This is a genomic window from Cryobacterium sp. TMN-39-2, from assembly GCF_004402745.1.
GTDB classification, from domain to species: Bacteria; Actinomycetota; Actinomycetes; order Actinomycetales; family Microbacteriaceae; genus Cryobacterium; species Cryobacterium zongtaii.
Genome location: NZ_SOFX01000036.1, coordinates 98736 through 117537, shown reverse-complemented (window position 1 = coordinate 117537; position 18802 = coordinate 98736). Strand labels below are relative to the sequence as shown.

Here is an 18802-nt window from a genome sequence, read left to right as displayed (position 1 = left end):
CAGCCGGGGTGCGCGGGGCCGTGGCGGCGGGAGCGGCGTCGGCCGGCGCATCCGTGCTGCCGCCGTCGACGCCGATGCGGCGCTCGAGACGTTCGACGCGGGCGAGGGCGCCGCGGGTGCTGTCGTCGGCGGCGGGGATGAGCACGCGCGCGATCATCAGCTCGAGGTGCAGGCGCGGCGAGGTGGCGCCGGTCATCTCGGTGAGGGCGGCGTTGAGGATGTCGGCGGTGCGGCTCAGCTCGGCGGGACCGAACTTGGACGCCTGCACGTGCATACGGTCGAGTTCGTCCTGCGGCACGCCACGGAGCACGGCCGCGGCGGCGGCGGCGCTGGTGGCGGCGACGATGATGAGGTCGCGCATGCGCTCGAGCAGGTCTTCGACGAAGCGGCGGGGATCCTGACCGGTCTGGATGACGCGGTCGACGGCGTCGAACGCGGCCGAGGAGTTGCGGGCGGCGATGGAGTCGATGGCGTCGTCGAGCAGGGTCGCGTGGGTGTAGCCGAGCAGGGCCACGGCGCGCTCGTACTCGATCGCGTCGGTCTCGGAGCCGGCCATGAGCTGGTCGAGCAGCGAGAGGGTGTCGCGGGGCGAGCCGCCGCCGGCACGCACCACGAGCGGCAGCACGCCGGGCGCCACGGTCATGTTCTCGCTGTCGCAGAGCTGCTGCACGTAGTCGAGCATGGGCGCCGGCGGCACCAGCCGGAACGGGTAGTGGTGGGTGCGCGAGCGGATGGTGCCGATGACCTTCTCGGGCTCGGTGGTGGCGAAGATGAACTTCACGTGTTCCGGCGGCTCTTCCACGATCTTCAGCAGCGCGTTGAAGCCCTGCGGGGTGACCATGTGCGCCTCGTCGAGGATGAAGATCTTGTAGCGGTCGCGGGCGGGCGCGAAGATGGCGCGTTCGCGGATGTCGCGGGCGTCGTCGACACCGTTGTGGCTGGCCGCGTCGATCTCGACCACATCGAGGGAGCCGCTGCCGTCGCGGGAGAGCTCAACGCAGCTGGGGCAGACGCCGCAGGGGGTGTCGGTGGGGCCCTCTGCGCAGTTGAGGCAGCGGGCGAGGATGCGGGCGGAGGTGGTCTTGCCACAGCCGCGGGGTCCGCTGAAGAGGTAGGCATGATTGACCCTGTTGGTGCGCAGGGCGGTCATGAGTGGATCGGTCACCTGGGACTGACCGATCATTTCGGCAAAAGTCTCTGGCCGGTAACGGCGATACAGGGCGGTAACCACGAGGTCAATCGTACTTGCTGCCACTGACACCCCGGTTGGTTGGTGCACAGGTCGGCGCAGGCGCATCCGCCCGGCTCGGCCGGCGGTACCTAAAGGCGGAGCGAGCCCGCGCGGATCAGGAGTAGTACAGGGCGACCGGGCGACCGTCTATCTGGCGCACGTCGACCTTGGTGTCGTAGACCGCCTCGAGAACCTCCGGGCGCATGATCTCGGCCGCGCCGGCATCCGCCACGACCCGGCCATCGCGCATGGCGACGATGCGGTCGGAGTAGGTGGCGGCGAAGTTGATGTCGTGCAGCACCACGATGACACGTTTGCCGAGCTCGTCGGCCATTCGGCGCAGCAGCTTCATGATCTCGGTCATGTGACGCAGGTCGAGGTTGTTCAGCGGCTCGTCGAGCAAGATGTACTTGGTGTCCTGCGCGAGCACCATGGCGATGAACGCCCGCTGCCGTTGCCCGCCGGAGAGCTCGTCGAGGAACCGGTTGCGAAAGTCATCGAGCTCGAGGTAGTCGATGGCCCGGTCGACGTGGTCGCGGTCGGTGACCGCGAGGCGTCCCTTCGAGTGCGGGAAACGGCCGAACTCGACGAGGTCGTGCACGGTGAGGCGCGCGGCGATGTGGTTGTCCTGGCGGAGCACGGCGAGGGTCTTCGCGAGGTCGCTCGACCGGGCGGTGGCCACGTCCGAACCGTCCACGGCGACTCTGCCCGCCTCGGGACGGATGAGGCGCCCGACGACACCGAAGAGGGTTGACTTGCCGGCACCGTTGGGGCCGATGAGCGCGGTCACCCCCTCAGCACCGAAGGCGATGCTCACCTCATCGAGCACGGTGTGGCCGTTGTAGCGCTTGCTGACGCCGTCGAGCACGATCATCGCGCCCCCTTTCGCAGAACCAGATAGAGGAAGAAGAGCCCGCCGGCGAACTCGATGATCATCGAGAGGCTGCCGCCGAGGTTGAACACCTGCTCGAGCACGATCTGGCCGCCGAGCAGGCAGATCACCCCGATGAGCACGGCCGTCGGCAGCGTCCACACGTGGCGGAAGGTGCCGGCGTAGGAGTACGCGAGGTTAGCGACGATGAGGCCGAAGAACAGGATCGGCCCGACCAGAGCGGTCGACGCGGCGATCATCACCGACACGATGGTGAACAGCATCAGCAGGGTGCGCCGATGGTTCACCCCCAGTCCGACCGCCGCCGGCTCCCCCAGGGTCAACACATCGAGGATGCGCAGCAGCGGCAGGACGGCGGCGCAAGCGAGCAGCACCACGGCGCCGGTGAGCAGCAACAGGGTCTCGTCGGGGCGGGTCAGCGACGCGAACATCGCGTCGGACAGCACCTGGAAGTCCAGCGGGTCGAGCATCCGCTGCATCCACTCGGTGAAGCTGCGGAAAAGAGTGCCCAGCACAATGCCGACCAGCAGCATCAGGTGGATCGAGCGGCGTTTGCCGCCGAACAGCCAGGTGAACAGGAACACGCTGAACGCCACCATCACCACGACCTGTACGAGCCAGAGGGTGAGTGGGTCGGCGCCCAGGAACGACGCCGAGCCGAGGAAGAACACGATCACCGTGGAGACGAGCACGTAGAAGGCGTCGAACCCCATGATCGACGGGGTGAGGATGCGATTCTGCGTGATGGTGTGGAACACCACGGTGGACACGCCCACCGCGGTGGCGACGAGCAGCATGGCGAGCACGGTGAGGCTGCGGATCTTGACCGCGAAGGCCAACGAGCCGGGCACATCCGTGAAGAAATACACCGCGACCAGGGTGAGCGCCACGACCGCGAGCAGGGCCAACCGCAGCCCGGGGCGGGCCCAGAGCGCGCCGAGCCGGGCGGGCGCCGGCGTGCGGCCGGTGACGGTGTCAGTGAGCACGACCCCTCCTTCGCAGTAGCAGCCAGAGGAACAGGGCCGCGCCGATGATGCCCACGATGACCGACAGCGGGATCTCGTAGGGGAAGCGCACCAGCCGGGCGATGATGTCGCAGGCGATCACGAACACGGCGCCGAGGCCGGCGATCCACGGGATGGACCGGCGCGCGTTGTCGCCGATGATGAGGCTGACCACATTGGGCACCACCAGGCCGAGGAACGGGATCACCCCGGAGGTCACGAGGACCGACGCCGTGATGAGGGCGACGATGACCATGCCCACGGCCACGACGCGGCGGTAGTCGAGGCCGAGGTTGGTGGCGAAGTCCTCGCCCATGCCGATGACGCTGAACCGGTCCGCGGCGAACCAGGCCACGACCACCATGGCCCCGGCGATCCAGACGAACTCGTAGCGGCCCTGCATCACCGAGGCGAAACTGCCCTGTGACCACTGCCCGAGCGACTGGAGCAGGTCGAGCCGATACGCGAAGAACACCGTGACCGACCCGACGATGCCGCCGAGCATGATGCCCACCAAGGGCACGAGCACCAACTGGCGCACGGGCACCGCGCGCACGACCCTCAGGAACACCCAGGTGCCCAGCAGCCCGAACACCGCGGCGACGGCCATCTTGCCGACCACCGCCATCCCGGGGCAGAAAACGGTGCTGATCAGCATTCCGAGTGTCGCGAATTCGGTGACCCCGGTGGTGCCGGGCTCGACGAACCGGTTTCGCACCAGCATCTGCATGATCAGGCCGGCGATGCCCAGGGAGGCGCCGGCCAGGAGAACGGCGACGGTGCGCGGGATGCGGCTGGTCACCAGGAGGAACGCCGCACTACTGTCGGGCCCGCCGGTGAGCAGCGCCAGCGGCGAGACATCGGAGACCCCGATGAACAGGCTCGCGATCGCGAGGATCCCGAGGATGGCGCCAATGAGCACCCCCACCCCGGTGCGCCGCGGACGGGCGGGCACCGGGGTGGGGGTGCGACGGGTGAGGAGGTCGGTCACAGTGTGCGGGCGATCCCGGGGGTCACTCGGCGATCTGCAGGACGTCGTCGATCATCAGCTGGGTGGTGGTGATGCCGCCGAACACGATGTACCAGGCGGTGGGGTTGAGGTAGACGATCTGGTCTCGCTGCGCGGCGGTGGTCTGCTTGACGATCGGGTTGTCGAGAACGGTCGCGGCCGCCTGGGCGTCCTCGGTGCCGGTCGCGGCGTCACGGTCGACGACCCAGAGGTAGTCGGGGTTCTGCTCGAGCAGGAACTCGAACGAGACCGGCTCACCGTGGGTGGCCGCCTCGATCTCTTCGACGACGGGCGTGACGCCGAACACGTCGTAGATCAGGCCGCCGCGGGCGTTGCGCCCGGTGGCGTCGGCGCCGGCGGGGGCCATGGCGTTGAGCTTGCCGCCGGAGACCATCAGGCCCAGGCCGGTGCCGGCATCCGCCGTCACGGCCTGTGCGTCGGCGATACCGGCCTCGAGGTCGGCCAGGGCAGCCGCGGCCTCGTCCTGAGCGCCGAGCACCTCACCGAGGAACTCGGTGTTGCGCTCGAGAGTCTCGAGGAACGAGCCGCTGATGCTCAGGTCGACGGTGGGCGCGATCGCGCTGAGGTCTTCGTAGAGCGCCGCCGAGCGGCCGCCGATGACGATGAGGTCGGGCTGCTCTGCTTCGATCGCGATGAGGTCGGCCTCGAAGAGAGTGCCCGCGTTGAATGCGTCGCTGGTCAGGTGCTCCTGCAGGTAGTCGGGCACCGAGTCCAGCGGGGCGCCGGAGATCTCGCCGCCGAGGGCACCGATGGTGTCGAGGCTGGCCATGTCGAACACCACGATGTTCTTGGGGTTGGTGGGCACCTCCACCGTGGTCGGCTCGTACTGCGGGTCTTCGTCTTCGCCGGCGATGTTGCGGTCCCACGAGAACGACACCGTCGTGGCCGCGGGGGTTGCGGCGGTGCCGGCAGTGCCGGCGTCGGCCTCGGTTGACGCGCAACCGCCGAGGATCAGCGCGGAGGCCAGGGCGAACGAGAGGGTCGCGAGAGGGCGGGTGAGGGACATCGGCGGGGCCTCCTGAGGCACTTAGGTTAGGCAATCCTTACTGGACCTTGGTTAGGGTAACCTAAGCTCTCAGAGATTGTCCAATGCGCACCCATGGCGCCGGACCCGCCGAGCCCGCCGAGCACGCCGAGCACGCGAGGCGGCGCAACCGTGCCCGAATCGGACAATTGCACCCGGCGTACCGGGTGCAATTGTCCGCTCGGGGAACAGTTGGGCGGGTTAGAAGTCGGTGTGGCCGAGGTCGGGGCGGGGGACGAAGCGGGCGAGGGTGCTCTCGGTGCCGTGCAGGCAGAGGATGACCAGCTCGTTGTCGGCCCGCAGCACCGGGCCGGGCACGTAGAGGGTGGTCTGCGGGCCTCGGTCCCAGAACCGGCCGAGGTTGAACCCGTTGATCCAGGCCTGGCCCTTGCCCCAGCCGGCGGTGCTGAGGAACAGGTCAACGCCGGGCTCGGCGGTGAACCGTCCGCGCACGAAGGCGGGACCGCTGAGCGAGCCGGAACCGGCGAGATCGAGGGCGAAGCGGGCGCTGCCGGATGCGACGAACCCGTCGACGTCGAGCGGCAGCACCTGCCAGTCGGCCAGGGTGACGCCGTCGAGGGTGGCCGGGCCGATCAGGCCCTTGTCCTCGCCGATGCGCGGGCCGTAGTTGACCCGGCCCTGGTCCTCCACGAGCAGGTCGAGGCGCTCCCCCGGCGGTAGGCCGATCGAGCGGTCGTGGTGGTCGCGCTGCAGCACACCGACGGGGTTGCCGTCGACGAAGACCTGGGCGCGGTCGCGCACCTCGCCGAAGGACAGTACCCGGGCACCCGGAGTCAGTCGGCTGCGGTACAGGGCGAACCCGGTGTACTGGCCGAGGGCATCCATGCTGGGAAGCCCGGTGGTCGGAGCGGCGCTTATGTCGGCCAACGCGGGTAGCGCGTCCCACAGCGACACGAACTCGTCGAGGGCGACCTCGAAGGCCGGGGCGGGCACGGCCGGGGCCGGCAACGACCCGGTCACCGCCGCGTACTTGGCGAGCACCTCGCGGAAGGCGAGGTACTTGGCGGTGACCTCACCGCTCTCCGAGAGGGGCGCGTCGTAGTCGTATGAGGTAACCGTGGGCTGGAACACGCCCTTGTCGTTGGCGCCGTTGGTGAAGCCGAAGTTTGTTCCGCCGGTGAACATGTACAGCGACACGCTGGCGCCGGTGGCGAGCAGGTCGTCGAGTTCGCGGGCGGAGTCCTCGGCGGAGGTGGTGTGGTGGTGCGCACCCCAGTGGTCGAACCAGCCGTTCCAGAACTCGGCGCACATCAGCGGGCCGGTGCTCTGGTGGCGGCGGAGCACCGCCAGGCGCTCGGTGGCGCGGGAGCCGAACGAGCCGGTTTTATGCAGGTCAGGCAGGCTGCCGTCGGAGAGCATCTGGTCGGTGGGCTGGTCGATGGTGGTTAGCGGCACCGTGATGCCGCCGGCCCGGTTGAGCTCGACGAGCGCGCGCAGGTAATCCTTGTCGTCGCCGTAGGCGCCGTACTCGTTCTCGATCTGCACCAGGATGACCGGACCGCCCCGGTCGATCTGCCGGGACGCCACGATCGGCAGCAGCTGCTCGAAGTACTCGGCCACGGCCGCCATGTAGAGCGGCTCGTTCCGCCGCACCCCCACGGCCGGGTCGGTGAACAGCCAGCCGGGCAGGCCGCCGTTGTCCCACTCGGCGCAGATGAACGGGCCGGGCCGCACGATGGCGTACATGCCCTCGGCGGCGATCAGGTCGAGAAAGCGGGCCAGGTCCAGCTGGCCCACGGTGTCGAAACCGCCACGAGCCGGCGAGTGCGCGTTCCAGGCCACGTAGGTCTCGATGGTGTTCAGGCCCATCAGGCGGGCCTTGTGGATGCGGTCGGCCCAGTGATCCGGGTGCACCCTGAAATAGTGGATGGCCCCGGCGAGCACCCGGAACGGCTCACCGTTGAGGAGGAAGTGCTCGTCGCCGATCTCGAACGCGCCCATGATCAGGCGGCCGTTCGGGCGCGGCCGAGCACGGCGACGCCGGTGGCCGGGAGGGTGAGCGAGTCCGCGGCGAGGGTGCTGCCGCCGAGGTCGACGGCCACGAGCGTGCCGTCGGCCTTGCCCAGCGGCACGGTCACTGCCCTGTCGGAGTGGTTGATGTAGAAGAGAAACTCCATGTCGTCGGACTGACGCAAGGCGAGCTGCACGATGCCATGCACGGCATCCGGCAGCGGTGAGACGATGTGGGCGGCGGCGGCGAACCGGCCGACCAACGCCACCAACGCGTCGGGGTCGAGGACCGTGGCGACGAAGCTGGCCCGGCCGCCGGACTCCGTCGAGACCACGCGGCTGGTCACCGCCGGCACACCGGGGAACGGGCCGTCCTGGAAGCGGGCGAGCACCTGGACGTCGGAGGCCACGGTGACGTCGTGGGTGAGCAGCGACCCCGTGGACCCGGCCGGCAGGTCGCCGGACAGGCCGACGGTCTGGCCCGGCTGCAGGCCGCCGAACTCCTCGGCGCGCACGCCGAGCAGCTCGCGGAACGCGCCGGGGTAACCGCCGGGGTGGATGTGGTCGTCGGCGTCGGCAATGCCGGAGAACACGCCGACCACCAAGTGGCCGCCGGTGCGGGCATAGTCGGCCAGGGCATCCGCCAGCGGCTGCGGCACGATGTAAAGCATCGGCGCGATGACGAGGTCGTACCCGGCGAGGCCGTGACCGTTCAGCACCGACCGGGCCGGCACAATGTCGGCCTGCAGGCCATTGGTGAGCGCGGCGGTGTACCAGGCCATGGCCTCGGCCTTGTAGCGCAGCAGCTCGGTGGGGTGCGAGTCGAGTTCGGAGGCCCACCAGGAGTCCCAGTCGAAGAGGATGCCGATGCGGGCCTGCTTGGTGCGGCTGCCGGCGACCTCGGCCAGGGAAGCGAGTTCTCCGCCGAAGCGGGTGACGCTCCGGAACACCGAGCTGTTCTCCCCCGCGTGCGGGAGCATCGCGGAGTGGAACTTCTCGGCGCCGGCCAGGGACTGGCGCCACTGGAAGAAGCAGATCGCGTCGGCGCCGTGGGCCAGGTGGGTGAGGCTGTCCCGGCGCAGCTGGCCGGGGGTTTTGGCCTGGTTCACCGGCTGCCAGTTGACGGCGCTGGTGGAGTGCTCCATTAGGAACCACGGCTCCCGGCCGGATATCTGGCCGGTGAGGTTGGCCGAGAACGACAGCTCCTCGAACGCGGCGGGGTCGGCCACGAGCAGGTAGTGGTCGTTGGAGACCAGGTCGATCTCGCCGGCCCAGTCGGCGTAGTCCATGCCGCGGGACTCGCCCATCACCATGAAGTTGGTGGTGATCGGCACGTCGGGCGTGATCTGGCGCAGGACCTCTCGCTCGGCGACGAGGTAGCCCTTGAGAGCGTCGCTGGAGAACCGGGCGAAGTCGAGCTGCTGGGTGGGGTTCGGATGCGTCGCGGCCAGCCGCGGCGGCAGGATCTGGTTCCAGGAGGTGTAGTTCTGCGACCAGAAGGCCGTGCCCCAGGCCCGGTTGAGTTCGGTGAGGGTGCCGTAGCGGGCCTCGAGCCAGGCGCGGAACGCCGCTGCCGCGTCGTCCGAGAAGTCGTAGACGTTGTGGCAGCCGAGCTCGTTGCTGATGTGCCACATCGACAGGGCCGGGTGGTCGGCGTAGCGTTCGGCCATTTTCTCGACCAGGGCCAGCGCGTAACGGCGGAACACCGGTGAGGTGGGACGCCACTGCTGGCGGCCGCCCGGCCAGATGGTTTCGCCGACCCGGTTCACCGGCAGCACCTCCGGGTGCAGCTCGGTGAGCCACGGCGGCGGGCTGGCGGTGGCGGTGGCCAGGTCGACGGCGATGCCGTTGGCGTGCAAGAGATCGATGGCGCGGTCGAGCCAACCGAAATCCCAGCTGTCCGGGGTGGGCTGCAGCAGCGCCCAGGAGAAGATGCCGACGCTGACGATGTTGACACCGGCCTCGCGCATCAGGCGCATGTCTTCGGCCCAGACCTCTTCGGGCCACTGTTCGGGGTTGTAGTCGGCGCCGTAGCCGATGCGGGCGGCGTCGGCGGGCAGGCTCTCGGTGCCGTCGGCGAGGGTGTGCGCCTCGGGCCAGCGCACCCAGCGACGCTCGATGGTCGAGACCGTGCTCACGGCGCTCATGCTGCAGCCTTGGCGGCCAGACGCACGATCGACCAGGACAGCGCGGGCAGCACGACCGTGGCGGCGGTGCCGTCGTCGGCCAGTGTCACATCCGTCAAGTCGACCGGGTGCACGGTGTCTTGATGATCAACAGTGTTGGTGGCGAACCGGTCACCACCCTCCGGCGCGAACAGGCTCTGCGCTGAGAGCACCGAGTCAGCGGGGGCGCCGGCCAGGTCTACCTCGAGGGTGAGCGGGTCGGAGCTGGAACGGTTGACAAGGAACAAGACGATCTCCTCGTCGGTAGCGGTCACCGCGGCATCCGATAGGTCGACGGTGCCGTGTTCCCTGGTGTCGTAGGTGTCGGAGTGGATGGTGGCGGCCAGCACGTCGCCGTGGGCGGCGGTTGCGGTGAGGGCGAACGGGAAGAAGGTGGTCTGGCGCCAGGCCGGACCGCTGGGCTCGGAACGGATCGGCGCGATGACGTTCACGAGCTGGGCGAGGTTGGCCATGCTGACCCGATCGCTGTTCCGCAGCAGGGAGATCAGCAGGGACCCCACCACCACGGCGTCGCTGACGTTGTATTCGTCCTCGATCAGGCGCGGCTGCGTGTTCCAGTCGCCGGTGAACAGGGGTTCCTTGTCGACCTCGTTGAACCGGGTCTGGTACCAGACGTTCCACTCGTCGACGCTGATGCCGATGGATTTGTCGAGGCCCTGCGCCACGGTGACCTCGTCGATGATCTGGGCGACGTCGCCGATGAAGCGGTCAAGGCCCACGCCGGAGGCGAGGAAACTGCCGAGGTCGCCGGGCTTTTCCTCGTAGTAGGCGTGCAGGGAGATATGGTCGACGAGCTCCGCGGTGTGCTCGAGAACGGTGCGTTCCCAGCTGCCGAAGGTGGGCATCTCGGCGTTGGAGCTGCCGGCGACGACGAGTTCGATGGTGGGGTCGACCCACTTCATCACGCGGGCGGTTTCGGCGGCGAGGCGGCCGTATTCCTCTGCGGTCTTGTGGCCGATCTGCCAGGGGCCGTCCATCTCATTGCCCAGGCACCAGACGCGGATGCCGAACGGTTCGGTGCGGCCGTTGGCTTGGCGCTGGCCGCTGAGCGCGGTGCCGGCCGGGTGGTTGGAGTATTCGAGCAGGGCGGCGGCCTCGGCGATGCCCCGGGTGCCCAGGTTCACGGCCTGCATGATCTCGACGCCGGCGCTCTCGGCCCAGTCGGCGAATTCGTGCAGGCCCACTTCGTTGGTCTCCACGGAGTGCCAGGCCACATCCAGGCGCGTGGGGCGGTCGGGGCCGACGCTGTCTTCCCAGCGGAAACCCGATACGAAGTTGCCGCCCGGGTAGCGGATCAGGCTGGGGTTCAGCTCACGCACGAGGTCCAGCACGTCTTGGCGGAAGCCATCCGCGGTCGCGGTGGGGTGCCCGGGTTCGTAGATACCCGTGTACACCGAGCGGCCCATGTGCTCGACGAACGAACCGAAGAGCCGGGGTGAGACGGGGGCCACGATGTCGTCGCGGGAGATGCTGAGCCGGGCGTGAAACACGAAGGAGATCCTCTGGTTGGAAGCTGATGGTGCGCAAAGGGTGGGCCGTCCGGTCGGACGGGCCCACCCTGTGCCGCTGCGTTACTCGGTGACCGTGAAGCCCTGCTCGTTGCCGTAGGCGACGATGGCCTTCTGCCAGTCGGTCAGGCCCGTGTTGAGGTCGGACTTGTCGGCGTAGGACTGGCCGACGGTGTCGGAGAAGATGCTGTTCGAGTAGACCTGGAACGGCAGGTAGCTCCAGCCTTCGACGACGTCCTTGGCGGACTGGACGAGGACCTCGTTGATCTTCTGGCCGCCGAAGTACTCGCTCTCGGCGCCGAGGAACTCCTCGGACTCGAGGTCGGCGACGGTGGACGGGAAGCCGCCGGCGTCGATGGAGATCTGGGTGCCTTCCCCGGAGTTCATGAACTCGACGAAGCCGGCCGCGGCGAGCTTGTTCTTGCTCTGGGCGAGCACGGCGTCGCCGCCGCCACCGTTCTCGGCGCTGGCGGTGTCGCCGGCCTCATAAACGGGCAGCGGGGCCACACGCCAGTTTCCGGAGGCTTCCGGCACGCCGGATTCCAGGTTGCCGGGCATCCAGGCGCCGATGTTGAGGGTGGCGATGGTGCCGTCGCCCAGTCCCCGGTACCACTCGTCGCTCCAGCTGGTCGTCGGTGCGATGAGGTCCTTCTCGAGCAGCTGGTTCCAGGTGTCGGCGAACTTCTTCGACCCCTCGTCCTGCAGGTTGATCTCGACGTTCGTGGAGTCGGTGGTGGTGAACGGCTGGCCGCCGGCCTGCCAGATCATGCTGGTGGCGAAGCCCGCGTCGCCGGTGTCGTTGGTGATGTAGGCGTTCGGGTTGGCCGCGTGGAGTTTCTCGGCGGTGGCGATGTACTCGTCCCAGGTGGTGGGCACGGTCAGGCCGTACTGGTCGAACACGGCCTGGTTGTAGAACATGGCCATGGGGCCGGAGTCCTGCGGCAGGGCGTAGACGCCGCCGTCGAGGTTCACCGATCCCCAGGTGCTGGCGGTGTACTGGTCTTCGAGGGAGTCCAGACCGAAGTCGCTCAGGTCGACGAGGGCCTCGGAGAGAGCGAACTGCGGCAGCGCGTAGTACTCGATCTGGGCCACGTCGGGTGCGCCGGAGCCGGCCTTGATGGCGTTCTGCAGCTTGATGTACTGGTCGTTGCCGGTGCCGGCGTTGACCACGTCGACCGTGACGTTGGGGTACTTCTTTTCGAATGCGGTGGCGATGTCTTCCACGGCCGGGGCCCAGGCCCAGACGGTGAGGGTGGTCTCCTCCTGCAGGGCGGCCTCGATGTCGGCGGCGGTGCCGGTCTCGGCTCCGCCTCCGCCGGTGGAGGCGCAGGCGGCCAGGGAGACGCTCAGGGCGAGTCCGGTGGCGACGGCGAGTGCGGTGCGGCGCAGGCGCGTGTTGCTGTGTGGTGCTTTCATTGGGGTGCCTTTCACTTCCTTGTAAACGGATGTTCGGTGCTGCGGATGACGGATGGTGCGGGGTGGATCGGTAGTGGGGCTACGACTTGACGGAGCCGGCGGCGAGGCCGGACTGCCAGTAGCGCTGTAGGAACAGGAACGCCACGACGATCGGCACGATCGTGAGCAGCGACCCGGTGATGACGAGGTTGTAGATGACGTCGCCGCCCACGGTCTGGGCCTGCATGTTCCACTGCTTCAGGCCCACGGTCAGCGGGTACCAGGTGGGTTCGCTGAGCATGATCAGGGGCAGGAAGTAGTTGTTCCAGGTGGCCACGAGGGTGAACAGGAGCACCGTGACGAGGCCGGGGGCCAGCAGCTTGAGCGAGATGGTGAAGAAGGTGCGGAACTCGCCCGAACCATCCATTCGCGCGGCCTCGAGAACTTCGGTGGGCACCGCGTCCATGGCGTAGGTCCAGATCAGGTAAAGGCCGAACGGGCTGATCAGCGAGGGCAGGATGACCGCCCACGGGGTGTTGGTGAGGCCCATCTGGCTGAACATGAGGAAGGTCGGCACCGCCAGGGCCGTGCCGGGGATGGCCACGGCGCCGAGCACGACGGCGAAGACGGCCTTCTTGCCGGGGAAGTTGAACTTGGCCAGGCCGTAGCCGCCGAGCGCCGCGAGGAAGGTGGCGCCGCCGGCGCCGACGACGACGTAGAGCACCGTGTTGCCGAACCAGCGAACGAAGACGCCGTCGTTGTAGGTGAGGGTGGCGACGATGTTGTCCCAGAGGGCGAAGTCGCCAGAGAACCAGAGGCCGAACGAGTTGAGCAGCTCGGCCTGGGTCTTGGTGGAGTTCACAAACAGCCAGAACAGGGGCAGCAGGCTGTAGATCAGCAGGGCGCCCATGATGATGGTGAGAATGATGGACTTCTTGGTGTGCAGGCCCTGGTTGGACTTGCCGGCCTTCTTCTCGCTGGTGTAGCGGGACATCCGCGGGGCTTTCGCCCGTGCGGCGGGGGCGTGGGTCTGGTCAGTCGTCGACATGTCAGGCCTCCTTCCTGGAACCGGAGTTCTGCACGATGTAGGCGATGACGGCGGTGATGAGGCCGACGATGATCGCGATGGTGGCCGAGTAGTTGTACTGCTGACCCGAGAACGACAGGTTGTAGGCGTACATGTTCGGCGAGAAATAGGTGGAGATGGTGTTGGGTGCCAGAGACTGCAGGATGCTGGGCTCGTTGAACAGCTGGAAGCTACCGATCACCGAGAAGATGCCGCCGATGACGATGGCGGGGCGCAGCGCCGGCATCTTGATGCTGCGGATGATGCGGAACGCGTTGGCGCCGTCGAGCGAGGCGGCCTCGTAGAGATCGGTGGGGATCACTCGGAGGGCGGCGTAGAACAGGATCATGTTGTAGCCGATGAATTCCCAGGTGACGATGTTGCCGATCGCGGCGAGCACCCAGGTGTTGCCCAGCGGGTTGGGGATGGCGATCGAGAAGAACTCATTGAGGTTGCCGACCAGGCCGAACTTGGTGCCGTACATGAAGCCCCACATGAGCGTGGCGACCACGGCGGGAACCGCGTACGGCAGGAAGATCGCGATGCGGAAGAAGCTGGACAGGTGCAGGCGGGCACTGTCGATGGCGAGGGCGGCGAAGAGTGCGATGCCGAGCATGATCGGCACCTGCACGACGAAGAACAGGGTGACCCGGCCCATCGACTCCCAGAACTTGGGATCGGTGAGCGCCTGGCCGTAGTTCTCGAAGCCGACGAAGGAGTTGCCGCCGACCAGCTGGTCCTTGAAGAAGGACAGGTAAATCGAGTACAGCACCGGGGCGATCAGCACGAGGGCGAAAACGATCATGAACGGGCCGATGAACTTCCAGCCGGTCCAGTCGCGCTTCTGCACGTGGGGCTTGGGCTTGCGGCGGTTCGGCTGGGCCCGTGCACTGCGTGTCTGGCCACTGGGGGGGAGTGTTGACAGCGTCGTCATGCCTTTTTCTCTGACTCGGTATGGTGATGCAACGGACGGTGAATCTGACGGCATGTTTACGTAAACATGACGTGTAAGCACGCTAGCATGTTTACGTAAACATACGGAAATCTTTTTTCGGGACCGGGGAGGGCACGTGGCAACGGCGAGCACGACAGACGGTTCTTCGGCCGCTCCCCCGGCCCGCGCGCAGCGCCTGCCGTCGATGGCGGATGTGGCCGCGCTGGCCGGCGTCTCCTCTCAGACCGTCTCCCGGGTGGTGAACGGTCGCAGCAACGTCGACGCCGACACCCGCGACCGGGTGCTCGCCGCCATGGACGAGATCGGCTACCGGCCCAACAGCGCCGCCCGCGCGCTGAAGTCGGGCAAGTTCAGCACCATCGGCGTGATCATGTTCGGCCTGTCCAGCTTCGGCAACATGCGCACCCTCGACGCTGTCGCCACGGCCTCCGCCGAGGCCGGCTACTCGATCACCCTGATCCCGGTGGCGCTGCCCACCCAGGGCGCCGTCGCCGGCGCTGTGAACCGGCTCGCCGAGCAGGCCGTGGACGGCATCGTGATCATCATGGAAGCGCACATCCTGGACCGGATCGACGTGACCGTGCCGACCGGGCTGCCCGTCGTGATCGTCGATTCCGACGCCGGCGAGCGCTACACGGTGGTCGACACCGACCAGACCGAGGGTGCCCGGCTGGCCACCCAGCACCTGCTCGACCTCGGGCACCGCACGGTCTGGCACATCGCCGGGCCGGAGTCGTCGTTCTCGGCCGGGCGCCGCACGGCATCCTGGCGGGCCACGTTGAAGGCGGCCGGCGCCCCGGTGCCGCCCGTGCTCGAGGGCGACTGGAGCGCGCAGAGCGGCTACCGGCACGGGGTGGCGCTGGCCGCCGACCCGTCGGTGACGGCGATCTTCGCCTCCAACGACCAGATGGCCCTCGGCGTGATGCGGGCGATGCACGAGGCCGGCCGCTCGGTTCCGGCCGGCGTGAGCGTGGTCGGCTTCGACGACATGCGCGAGGCGGATGTTTTCTGGCCGCCGCTGACCACCGTGCACCAGGACTTCGGCCAGGTGGGGCGGCTCTGCATCGAGAAGCTGCTGCGCCAGATCGACTCCCCCGCGGCCGTGGGCCCCGGTACGACCATTGTGCCCACGCACCTCGTCGTGCGGGCGAGCACCGCGCCCCCGCCCCGCTAGGCACCCGACCCGGGGGTCGTGGGCGGCCGCACGCCCGCAAAGGCGGAGTTTGTCGGGACACGCCGTGCCACGGGCCGGCGGATGCGGCGTGTCCGCAATTTCTCCGCCCGCTACCTCCTCTACGAGGGGCTCGGTCGCCGGGTGTTGCGGCTCACGCACCGCCACATTCTCGACGAGTGGGAGACCACGTTCCTCGTGATCAAGCGCGTCGTCGAGGATGCTCAGCGGGAGCAACAGAGGCGACACGAGCACCCGCTGGAGTGACGGGAGGATACCCCCCATTGTGGGGTATCCGCTACCCCCTCCAACGTTGCTGCGTAAAGTCCCGCACCCTTTAAATAGACGGCAAAATCAGCGATTCGTCACGGAAAAAACTTAATTTCGCGGGTTCTCTCAGAGTGCTTGTAATCGCGGCTCGCAAGACAAAGGATATTCCCGAACACGACACGGACGTCGATGCCGGGCGTCGTGCACACCCCGATTTATCTAGGAGAGTCATGTCGAATACATACCCAGCATCCGTCCCGGGAAACCCCGACCTGGACACCAGCACGGCGTCCGACAGCGGAGCCGGCCCCGATGCCAAAGAACGCGCCACCGAGGTGAAGGACACCTCGGTCGCCGCTGGCCAGCACGTCGCCGGCGTCGCCAAGGACGAGTTGCACAAGGTCGGCAGCGAGACCAAGCAGCAAGCCAAGGACCTCTATCGCCAGACGCAGGGCGAACTCGCCGACCAGGCGGCCGCACAACAGAAGCGGGTCGCCGCCGGTCTCCGTTCCCTGGGCGACGAGCTGGGTGCGATGGCCGATAAGTCCGATACTCAGGGTGTGGCCAGCGATATCGCCCACCAGGCCGCCTCGCGTGCCGCCGGAATCGCCGACTGGCTCGACCAGCGCGACCCGGGCGCCCTCCTCGACGAGGTCAAGGGCTACGCCCGGCGCAGCCCCGGCATGTTCATCGGCATCGCCGCCGTCGCCGGTGTAGTGGCCGGTCGCCTGACCCGCTCGGTCATCGCCGAGGCCAAGGACTCCTCCGAGACCGCCTCGACGGGCAGCAGCACCCCGGCCACCGCGCCCACCGGCGTCGGAACCGAGTTCGGCACCGGCGCCACCACCGGAATCGACACGGCCTTCGACACCCCCACCACGCCCACCGGCACCGCCACCGGCGTAGGCACCCCGCTCACGGCGGAGTACCCGAATTACACGGAGAACCGCAATGACTGACATGCCCACGCCTTCTGAACGCAAGGCCGAAGAGACCTCACTGGGCGATCTGCTCAGTGAGGTGACACGCGACGTGTCTACTCTCATGCGCCAGGAGGTCGAACTGGCCAAAGCCGAGTTACGGCAGTCGGCCACTCGCGCCGGCAAAGGAGCCGGACTGCTCGGCGGAGCCGGCTATGCCGCCCACCTGACGGTGTTGTTCCTGTCGTTCGCGGCCTGGTGGGGGCTCGGACACGTCATCGACATCGCCTGGGCGGCCGTGATCGTTGCCGTCGTCTGGGGCATCGTGGCCGCCGTGCTCTACTCGCGCGGGCGCAAAGAGATGAAGACCATCACGGGAGCGCCCAAGACAGTCGATTCCCTGAAGCAGATTCCTGACGCACTAAAACGAAATGAGGAAAACCGATGAGCACCTATGACGAATCCAGCACCGACCCCGAGGTTCTTCGGAGCCAAATCGAAGACACCCGACGGGGCCTCGGCGCCGATGTCGACGCCCTTGCCGACAAAGTAACGCCCAGCAAGATCATGGACCGCCAGAAGGACAAGGTGCGGGGCGTGTTCAGCTCGGCCAAGGACAAGGTCATGGGCACCGCTTCCGACCTGGGCGGCTCGGTGAGCGGCGCGACCGGCAACGTATCGGGCGCCGCTCACGACGCGGCCTCCCAGGTCAAGGGCAATCCGCTGGCGGTGGGTCTCATCGCATTCGGCGTGGGTTGGCTCGCGTCGTCTCTCCTGCCCGCCAGCACCGTCGAGAAGAAGGTCGCGGCGAACGTGAAGGAGGCCGCTGAGCCACTGACCCAGGAGGTCACCGACGCGGCGAAGCAGATGGGCGAGAACCTCAAGCAGCCCCTCGCCGACGCCGCCGATGCTGTCAAGGGCACGGCCACGGATGCCGCCGACACCGTCAAGTCCGAAACGACGGCATCCGCCGACGAGGTGCGCGACACCGCCAAGCACGCCGGACAGGGCACCGCAGGCTGACGGCGAAACCCGCACCATCCGCCAGACGATCACGAGGAGTAGTACCGGTGGCCCGCAACGACGCCCGTAGCAAGAAGAACAACGCTCCCTCGCCCGACGATCCACGCAAGCCGGATTCGCCGGGCGAGGTGAAGAAGCCGTCCTGGAAGTACGCGATGCGCAAGACCATGCGCGAATTCACCGCCGACCAATGCACCGACATCGCCGCGTCGCTGACGTACTACGCGGTGCTGGCGTTGTTCCCGGCGCTGATCGCGTTGATCTCCCTGCTGGGCGTGTTCGGTCAGGGCGAGCGGTCCACCGACACCATCCTCGACCTCGTCAACGAGGTCGCCCCCGGCGGCACGGCCGACGTACTGCGCGAACCACTCGAACAGTTCAGCTCGTCACCGGCCGCCGGGTTCGCCCTGGTCTTCGGAATCGTGCTGGCTATCTGGTCGGCATCCGGCTACGTCGGCGCGTTCAGCCGGGCCATGAACCGGATCTACGAGATCGAGGAGGGCCGGCCGTTTTGGAAGCTGCGCCCGATGCAGCTGGTGGTGACCATCGTCACCATCCTGCTGATCCTCATCATGGTCGTGGTCCTGATCGTGTCAGGGCCCGTCACCGATGCCGTCAGCAGTGCCCTGGGCCTCGGCGAAACCGTGCAGATAGTGTGGTCCATCCTCAAGTGGCCGATCCTGGCTCTGGCCGCGGTGCTGATCATCGCAATCCTCTACTACGCCACCCCGAACGCCAAGCAGCCGAAATTCCGTTGGATCAGCTTGGGCGCGCTGCTGGCGTTGGTAGCCCTGGTGATCGCGTCGTTCCTGTTCGGTCTCTACGTCACCAACTTCTCCAACTACGACCGCACCTACGGCTCGCTCGCCGGTGTCGTGGTGTTCCTGCTATGGCTCTGGATCGCCAACCTTGCCCTGCTGTTCGGCGCCGAATTCGACGCCGAACTCGAGCGCACCCGCCAGCTGCAGGCGGGTATCAAGGCGGAGGAAGACATCCAGCTGCCACCGCGGGACACCCGCAAGAGCGACAAAACCGCCGAGAAGGAACGTGCCGACATCATTGCGGGGCGGCGCCTGCGCGAAGACAGCGCGGAACGCCACGACACCAAGAGCTGACCCAGCACCACCCGAATCCGACCGTTGATCCACCACGTCCC

General features: G+C 67.7%; 17 protein-coding genes. 6 read left to right on the top strand and 11 right to left on the bottom strand.

Annotated features, from left to right (window positions below; translation table 11 throughout):
- From E3O57_RS13915 to E3O57_RS13865, 11 genes are all read right to left on the bottom strand, one after another.
- On the bottom strand, positions 1 to 1231 hold a 1231-nt coding region (locus E3O57_RS13915), incomplete at its 3' end, for a DNA polymerase III subunit gamma and tau (protein ID WP_134456608.1).
- 115 nt (positions 1232 to 1346) lie between these two features.
- Positions 1347 to 2105, bottom strand: a complete 759-nt coding sequence (locus tag E3O57_RS13910; RefSeq protein ID WP_103479816.1) for an ABC transporter ATP-binding protein — start codon at positions 2103 to 2105, stop codon at positions 1347 to 1349.
- A complete protein-coding gene (locus E3O57_RS13905; protein ID WP_198416841.1) occupies positions 2102 to 3109 on the bottom strand; it encodes an iron chelate uptake ABC transporter family permease subunit in 1008 nt (335 codons plus the stop codon). The genes E3O57_RS13910 and E3O57_RS13905 overlap by 4 nt, the downstream gene beginning before the upstream one ends.
- Complete coding sequence (locus E3O57_RS13900; protein ID WP_198416840.1) at positions 3099 to 4118, bottom strand: ABC transporter permease; 1020 nt, start codon at positions 4116 to 4118, stop codon at positions 3099 to 3101. The genes E3O57_RS13905 and E3O57_RS13900 overlap by 11 nt, the downstream gene beginning before the upstream one ends.
- Positions 4119 to 4140: 22 nt before the next feature.
- Positions 4141 to 5163 carry a siderophore ABC transporter substrate-binding protein gene (locus E3O57_RS13895; protein WP_198416839.1) on the bottom strand — a complete coding sequence of 341 codons (1023 nt, stop codon included), beginning with the start codon at positions 5161 to 5163 and terminating at the stop codon, positions 4141 to 4143.
- 219 nt (positions 5164 to 5382) lie between these two features.
- Positions 5383 to 7143, bottom strand: a complete 1761-nt coding sequence (locus E3O57_RS13890; protein ID WP_103479817.1) for a glycoside hydrolase family 35 protein — start codon at positions 7141 to 7143, stop codon at positions 5383 to 5385.
- Between the two features lie 2 nt (positions 7144 to 7145).
- Positions 7146 to 9299, bottom strand: a complete 2154-nt coding sequence (locus E3O57_RS13885; protein WP_103479818.1) for a beta-galactosidase — start codon at positions 9297 to 9299, stop codon at positions 7146 to 7148.
- The gene (locus E3O57_RS13880) at positions 9296 to 10828 is read right to left on the bottom strand and encodes an alpha-N-arabinofuranosidase (RefSeq protein ID WP_241990423.1); all 1533 of its coding nucleotides are present in this window, start codon (positions 10826 to 10828) and stop codon (positions 9296 to 9298) included. Before E3O57_RS13880 ends, E3O57_RS13885 begins: the two co-directional genes overlap by 4 nt.
- A gap of 81 nt (positions 10829 to 10909) precedes the next feature.
- Complete coding sequence (locus E3O57_RS13875; RefSeq protein WP_103479819.1) at positions 10910 to 12262, bottom strand: ABC transporter substrate-binding protein; 1353 nt, start codon at positions 12260 to 12262, stop codon at positions 10910 to 10912.
- 79 nt (positions 12263 to 12341) lie between these two features.
- Positions 12342 to 13289 (bottom strand): carbohydrate ABC transporter permease, encoded by a 948-nt coding sequence (locus E3O57_RS13870; protein WP_103479820.1) that lies wholly within the window; start codon positions 13287 to 13289, stop codon positions 12342 to 12344.
- A gap of 1 nt (position 13290) precedes the next feature.
- A complete protein-coding gene (locus E3O57_RS13865; RefSeq protein ID WP_088455136.1) occupies positions 13291 to 14241 on the bottom strand; it encodes a carbohydrate ABC transporter permease in 951 nt (316 codons plus the stop codon).
- A gap of 205 nt (positions 14242 to 14446) precedes the next feature.
- On the opposite strand from E3O57_RS13865, the gene E3O57_RS13860 reads away from it, so the two are divergent.
- The 6 genes from E3O57_RS13860 (at position 14447) to E3O57_RS13835 (ending at position 18761) form a co-directional block, all read left to right on the top strand.
- Complete coding sequence (locus tag E3O57_RS13860) at positions 14447 to 15436, top strand: LacI family DNA-binding transcriptional regulator (protein WP_103459737.1); 990 nt, start codon at positions 14447 to 14449, stop codon at positions 15434 to 15436.
- Positions 15437 to 15517: 81 nt separating this feature from the next.
- Positions 15518 to 15700, top strand: coding sequence for a hypothetical protein (locus E3O57_RS13855; RefSeq protein ID WP_103479821.1), 183 nt, complete (start codon positions 15518 to 15520; stop codon positions 15698 to 15700).
- A 233-nt stretch (positions 15701 to 15933) separates the two neighbouring features.
- Positions 15934 to 16662, top strand: a complete 729-nt coding sequence (locus E3O57_RS13850) for a hypothetical protein (RefSeq protein ID WP_088455134.1) — start codon at positions 15934 to 15936, stop codon at positions 16660 to 16662.
- Positions 16655 to 17071 (top strand): phage holin family protein, encoded by a 417-nt coding sequence (locus tag E3O57_RS13845; RefSeq protein ID WP_103479822.1) that lies wholly within the window; start codon positions 16655 to 16657, stop codon positions 17069 to 17071. The genes E3O57_RS13850 and E3O57_RS13845 overlap by 8 nt, the downstream gene beginning before the upstream one ends.
- Positions 17068 to 17646: a DUF3618 domain-containing protein gene (locus E3O57_RS13840; protein WP_103479823.1), complete on the top strand. Its 579-nt coding sequence runs from the start codon at positions 17068 to 17070 to the stop codon at positions 17644 to 17646. The genes E3O57_RS13845 and E3O57_RS13840 overlap by 4 nt, the downstream gene beginning before the upstream one ends.
- Before the next feature lie 47 nt (positions 17647 to 17693).
- Positions 17694 to 18761, top strand: coding sequence for a YihY/virulence factor BrkB family protein (locus E3O57_RS13835; protein WP_241990422.1), 1068 nt, complete (start codon positions 17694 to 17696; stop codon positions 18759 to 18761).
- The last annotated feature ends 41 nt before the right edge of the window (positions 18762 to 18802 follow it).